The organism is Shimia sp., from assembly GCF_041624275.1.
GTDB lineage: Bacteria > Pseudomonadota > Alphaproteobacteria > Rhodobacterales > Rhodobacteraceae > Shimia.
In genome coordinates, this window is the sequence record NZ_JBFJVE010000202.1 from 1 (window position 1) to 5,232 (window position 5,232).

5 protein-coding genes and 1 pseudogene are annotated in these 5,232 nt (G+C 67.1%); 4 read left to right on the forward strand and 2 right to left on the reverse strand.

All coding sequences use genetic code 11. The features are described 5' to 3' along the window. The 3 genes from ABZD10_RS13415 to ABZD10_RS13425 all read left to right on the forward strand — a co-directional run. The coding region (locus ABZD10_RS13415; protein WP_372887206.1) for an ABC transporter permease at window positions 1-621 on the forward strand (621 nt) is incomplete at its 5' end. Next, complete coding sequence (locus ABZD10_RS13420; RefSeq protein ID WP_372887207.1) at window positions 618-1,442, forward strand: ABC transporter permease; 825 nt, start codon at window positions 618-620, stop codon at window positions 1,440-1,442. The genes ABZD10_RS13415 and ABZD10_RS13420, both read left to right, overlap by 4 nt. Next, the gene (locus tag ABZD10_RS13425) at window positions 1,439-2,764 is read left to right on the forward strand and encodes an NAD(P)/FAD-dependent oxidoreductase (protein WP_372887209.1); all 1,326 of its coding nucleotides are present in this window, start codon (window positions 1,439-1,441) and stop codon (window positions 2,762-2,764) included. The genes ABZD10_RS13420 and ABZD10_RS13425 overlap by 4 nt, the downstream gene beginning before the upstream one ends. Here the strand turns inward: ABZD10_RS13425 and ABZD10_RS13430 are convergent. Next, window positions 2,743-3,624, reverse strand: coding sequence for a phosphotransferase (locus ABZD10_RS13430; protein WP_372887211.1), 882 nt, complete (start codon window positions 3,622-3,624; stop codon window positions 2,743-2,745). The genes ABZD10_RS13425 and ABZD10_RS13430 overlap by 22 nt on opposite strands. A gap of 103 nt (window positions 3,625-3,727) precedes the next feature. After that, entirely contained in the window at window positions 3,728-4,438 is a 711-nt protein-coding gene (locus ABZD10_RS13435) for a lysophospholipid acyltransferase family protein (RefSeq protein WP_372887212.1), read from the reverse strand. 230 nt (window positions 4,439-4,668) lie between these two features. On the opposite strand from ABZD10_RS13435, the pseudogene ABZD10_RS13440 reads away from it, so the two are divergent. Next, window positions 4,669-5,232: pseudogene (locus ABZD10_RS13440) on the forward strand (outer membrane protein assembly factor); the annotation flags it as partial.

Genomic DNA, 5,232 nt, shown 5'->3' on the forward strand with positions numbered 1-5,232 from the left:
CTGTGTCTGCTGATCGGCTACCCCATCGCCTACGCCATCGCCCGGGCCAGGGGCCGCGCCCAGCTGGTTCTGCTGATGCTGGTGATCCTGCCGTTCTGGACCTCGTTCCTGATCCGGGTCTATTCCTGGATGGGCATTCTCAGCCAGGAAGGCTATCTCAATCAGCTGTTGATGTCGCTCGGGCTGGTCTCCGAGCCGCTGATCATCCTCAACACCAATGTCGCGGTCTATATCGGCATCGTCTACACCTATCTGCCCTTCATGATCCTGCCGATCTACTCGGCGCTGGAAAAGCTGGACGAAAGCCTGCTTGAAGCGGCCGAAGACCTTGGCTGTTCGCGGTTCTCGGCCTTTTGGCTGGTCACCGTGCCGCTGTCGAAACAGGGCATCATCGCCGGTTCCTTCCTGGTCTTCATCCCGACGCTGGGCGAATTTGTCATTCCCTCGCTGCTCGGCGGCTCCAGGACGCTGATGATCGGCAAGGTGCTGTGGGAAGAGTTTTTCTCGAACCGCGACTGGCCGGTGGCCTCTGCGGTGGCGGTGATCCTGCTGTTGATCCTGGTGATCCCGATCATCCTGTTCCAGCGCAACGAACAAAAACAACGCGAGGCCGAAGGATGAGACGTTTCAGCTGGTTCAACGTGACCTCACTGACCCTGGGGTTCGCCTTTCTCTACCTGCCGATGATCATTCTGGTGATCTACAGTTTCAACGAATCGAAACTGGTCACGGTCTGGGCCGGGTTCTCGACCAAGTGGTATGGCGAACTGCTCACCAACACCGCCTTTCTCGACGCCGCCTGGGTGACGCTGAAGGTGGCGGTGCTGAGTTCCACCCTGGCCACGGTGCTGGGGACGATGGCGGCCATCGTGCTGGTCCGGGCCGGGCGGTTTCACGGCCGGACCCTGTTTTCGGGCATGATCTATGCGCCGCTGGTGATGCCCGAGGTGATCACCGGCCTGTCGCTGTTGCTGCTGTTCATCGGCATCGGGCTGGATCGCGGCGTCATCACCATCGTGCTGGCCCATACCACCTTTTCCATGTGCTACGTCTCGGTGGTGGTCAGCTCGCGGCTGGTCAGCTTCGACCAGTCGCTGGAAGAGGCGGCGCTGGATCTGGGCTGTTCGCCGTTTCAGGCCTTTCGGCTGGTCACCCTGCCGATCATCGCCCCGGCGGTGATCTCGGGCTGGCTGCTGGCCTTCACCCTGTCGCTCGACGATCTGGTGATCGCCTCCTTCACCGCCGGCCCGTCGGCCACCACGCTGCCGATGAAGATCTGGAGCTCGGTGCGTCTGGGGGTCAGCCCCGAGATCAACGCCCTGTCGACGGTGATGATCGCCATCGTTGCCACCGGGGTCATCTCGGCCTCGCTGATCTCCAAGCGCGGCGCCCTGCGCCAGCAACGCGAGGAAATGGCGGCGGCGCGCGCAGAAGCGGCATGAACCGGATCTGCGATGCCTTTGCCTATGGCGACGGCCCGGTCGAACACTGTTTCTGGAACGAAACCGTTTCGGCCCGGCCGCGCCCGCCGCTGACCGGCGAAATCACCGCCGATGTGGCGGTGATCGGCGCCGGCTATACCGGGCTTTCGGCGGCCCTGCACCTGGCCGAAGCGGGCCGCTCGGTCGCCCTCGTCGAGGCGCGGCAACCGGGCTGGGGGGCCTCGGGGCGCAATGGCGGCTTCTGCTGTCTCGGCGGCGCCAAGGCCGGAAGCGGGGCGCTGCGCCGCCGCTTCGGAGGCCGTGCCTATCGCGACTACCGGCTCTGCGAAAGGGATGCGGTCGACCTTGTCGCCGAGATGATCGCCCGCCGCGGGATCGCGGCCGAGACCCACTCGGAAGGCGAAACGCTGCTGGCACATCGCCGCAGGGATTTTCGGGGCTTCGAGGCCGAGGCCCGCGAGTTGCATGACCTTTATGGCGTATCACCCGAGATCTTCGGCCCGGACGCGCTGGCCCGGCGCGGCATGAGCGGCCCCTTTCAGGGCGGCATGACCACCCCGATCGGTTTTGCCCTCAATCCGGCGAAATACGCCGCGCAGCTTGCCGCGGCCGCCGAAGACGCCGGGGCCGCGATCTATGGCGACAGCCCGGTGACCGGGCTGACCGGATCCGATGGCGCCTTCGTGCTGCAAACCGCCTCGGGGCGGGTCAGCGCGGGCAAGGTGGTGATCGCCACCAACGGCTATTCCAGCGAAGACCTGCCCGGCTGGCTGGGGGCGCGGTTCATCCCGGCGCAGTCGAGCATTATGGTCACCCGCCCCCTGACCGAGCCGGAACTGCAGGCACAGGGCTGGACCAGCGACCAGATGTGCTATGACACGCGCAACCTGCTGCATTATTTCCGCCTGATGCCCGACCGCCGCTTCCTGTTCGGGATGCGCGGCGGCCTGTCGACGACACGGGCCGTGCATCATGCGATCCGGGACGGGATGCGCCGCGACTTCAACCGCATGTTCCCGGCCTGGGCGGAGGTCGAAACCCCTTGGTACTGGTCGGGCTTCGTCTGCTACGCGCGCGGCATGGTGCCCTTCGCCGCAGAGGTTCCCGGCGCGCCCGGCCTCTTTGCGGGCTTTGCCTATCACGGCAACGGCGTGGCCATGGGCAGCTATTGCGGCGCTCTCTTGGCCCAGCGCATTCTCGGTCGGGACGCGCTGCGCCATCCCGAGGTGCTGCGCCGCCCGCCCGGCCGTTTTCCCGGCGGGCGGTTTCGCCGTCTGGCCATGTGGCCCGCCTATCTCGGCTATGCGCTGAGCGATCTCTGAAGCGCCGCGACTTCCAGATCGCGCGCCGGGCCGTAATCGGGGCGTCCGTTCTCGCTTTGCCACTGGCAATAGGCGGCCATGCGCCAGTGGTACCATGGCGCCAGCCGCGCATAGCGCCCGGCGACCTCCGGCGCACCATAGGCGGCGAAGAAGTCACCGATCTCGGCCTCGGTCAGCGGCTGGCCGCGATAGACCGACTGCATCGCCGGCGACAGGAACATCGCGATATCCTCGCAGGGATCGCCCCGGGCGGGACATTGCCAGTCGATCAGATGCAGCCCCGTGGCATTGCCGATCAGGTTGCCGGGCACGATGTCGCCATGCAGCAGCACCGCCGCGTCGCAGGCGGCGACTGCACGCCCCGGCACCAGCGCCGACAGGTGATCCGGCTGCCGGCAATCGGCCAGGATGCGCCGCGTCTGGGCCTCGAGCGCCGCGCTGCCATCGGGCACCCGGCGCAGCCGCGACGGCGGTGCGATCCGGTGCAGCGACCGCACCAGCGCGCCGGCGATGCCGGCACCCGTTGTCCAGGGGCTGCCGGGAATATGGGTATAGATGTTGCAAATTCCCGGCTCTGTCCGCAGTTCGCTGACCAGACGCGGCGTCAGCCCACTCGGACCGAGCCGGCGCAGCAAAAGCGCCTCGGCCCGCGGGTCGTTGGGAAACAGCGGGTTGCGCGCCGGCCCGCGATACAGCTTGACCACCAGCGGTGCCCGTCCCCCGGCCGGGTCCAGCCGCCAGGCGAAATTGGTCCGCCCCCCGGACAGCGGACGCCATTTCGCCCCCGCCAGACCATCGAGCCGCGTTTCGACCGCCCGGACAAGGGCACGTGGGGGGTGTTCGCTCGACTGCGCCTGCATGCTGCCCTTCCGCAAAAGTGCCGCGCAAGCTAGGGCACTTCCCTTCCTGCGGCAAGTGCAAGACCGACACCGGCGTGCCCAAACGCGCCCGCTGCGCCGCGCATCAGCCGGCCTCTGCCAGCGGCCGGTTGAGATCGTCGCCCAGCCGTTGCAGGAAAGCATGCCTGTCTTGCCCCGCCGCGATCGGCGGCAGGATCTGCACCGTGATCGTTCCGGGATGTTTCAGCAGGCTCTTGGCCGGCCAGCAGCGCCCGGAGTTCAAGAGGACGGGCACCGCCGGCAGGTCCAGAAGCTGATAGAGCACCCCGACCCCGGTCTGGATCATCATCCGCCCCTCCCCCGCCGTGCCACGGGTTCCGGTGGGAAACACCAGGATTTTACGGCCCGTTGCCGCCACGTCGCGCCCCCGGCGGAAGCCGTCGCGCACCGCATCGGCCGAGCCGCCCCGGTCGACCGGAATATGCCCGATCTTGCGCGCCAGAAGCCCCAGGAGCGGGTATTGAAAGACCTCTTTCTTGGCAAACATCACCGGCCGGTCCAGCAGCACCTGGAAATATAGCGTCTCCCAGGCGGATTCGTGCTGCGACGCGATCAGGCAGGGGCCGTCGGGCAGGTTTTCGAGACCCTGCAGGCGGTAACGCACTCCGCAGACCACGGCGAGCAGGCGCAGTTGCAGGCGCAGGTAGACCCCGGTCACGGCCAGCGCCACCGCCCGCGGCAACACCAGACCCGGCAGCAAAAGCAGGAACGGCAGCGCCAGCAGCACCGACAGGACATAGAAGGCCAGGCTTCTCAGGCAGGTGATCAAAATCATCGCTTTCCGTCCCCCCTTTCGCAGCTTGCCCGGCGCCCCGCACCGGCCCCTGTCGTGGTCCCTGCCGGATTTGTGCATGGTCTGGCCGGCAAAGAAAAGCGCTTCGCGCAAGGTTCGCGCAAGGCAGGTGCAATCCTGCCGATTGCCCGCGGCCGCTATGTTCATCGCCCAAGGACTGGGATAGGTTGCATCAGGTCAGCGTTCATTCGCCGCGCATGTCAGGAGCCGCCATGGGCAAGCCCAGAATTCGGGGTCCAGCCACCCTGCTCAGAACCGCCGTTGCGGCCGGTCTGCTGGGTCTCGGGCATGGCTTTCCGGCACTGGCCTTCGACGTGGCCCTGACGGTTGCCGAAAACCCCGAGGCATTGCGCCCGCGCCTCGAGGCGGCTTCGCTGGTCATGGCCGCCCAGCATGATGACATCACCGAAGCGCATGACATCGTCGCCGCAGCGCGCGCGGATTACCGGCGGCTGCTGGCGGTGCTTTACGAAGAGGGCTATTTCGGCCCCACCATCTCCATCCGCATCGACGGGCGCGAGGCGGCGTCCCTGCCGTCGCTTCAGCCATTGCGCAAGGTCGACCGCGTCGCGGTTCAGGTCGCGCCCGGCCCCCGGTTCCACTTTGCCCTCGCGCGGCTTGCGCCCCTTGCTCCGGGCACGACGATCAGTGACGGGTTTCAACCCGGCGAGCCCGCCGGGACCGGGGCCATTTCCCTTGCGGCCAGCCAGGGCGTGCAGGGCTGGCGCGAAGCCGGACATGCCAAGGCGCGCATCGGCGCCCAGTCGATCACCGCC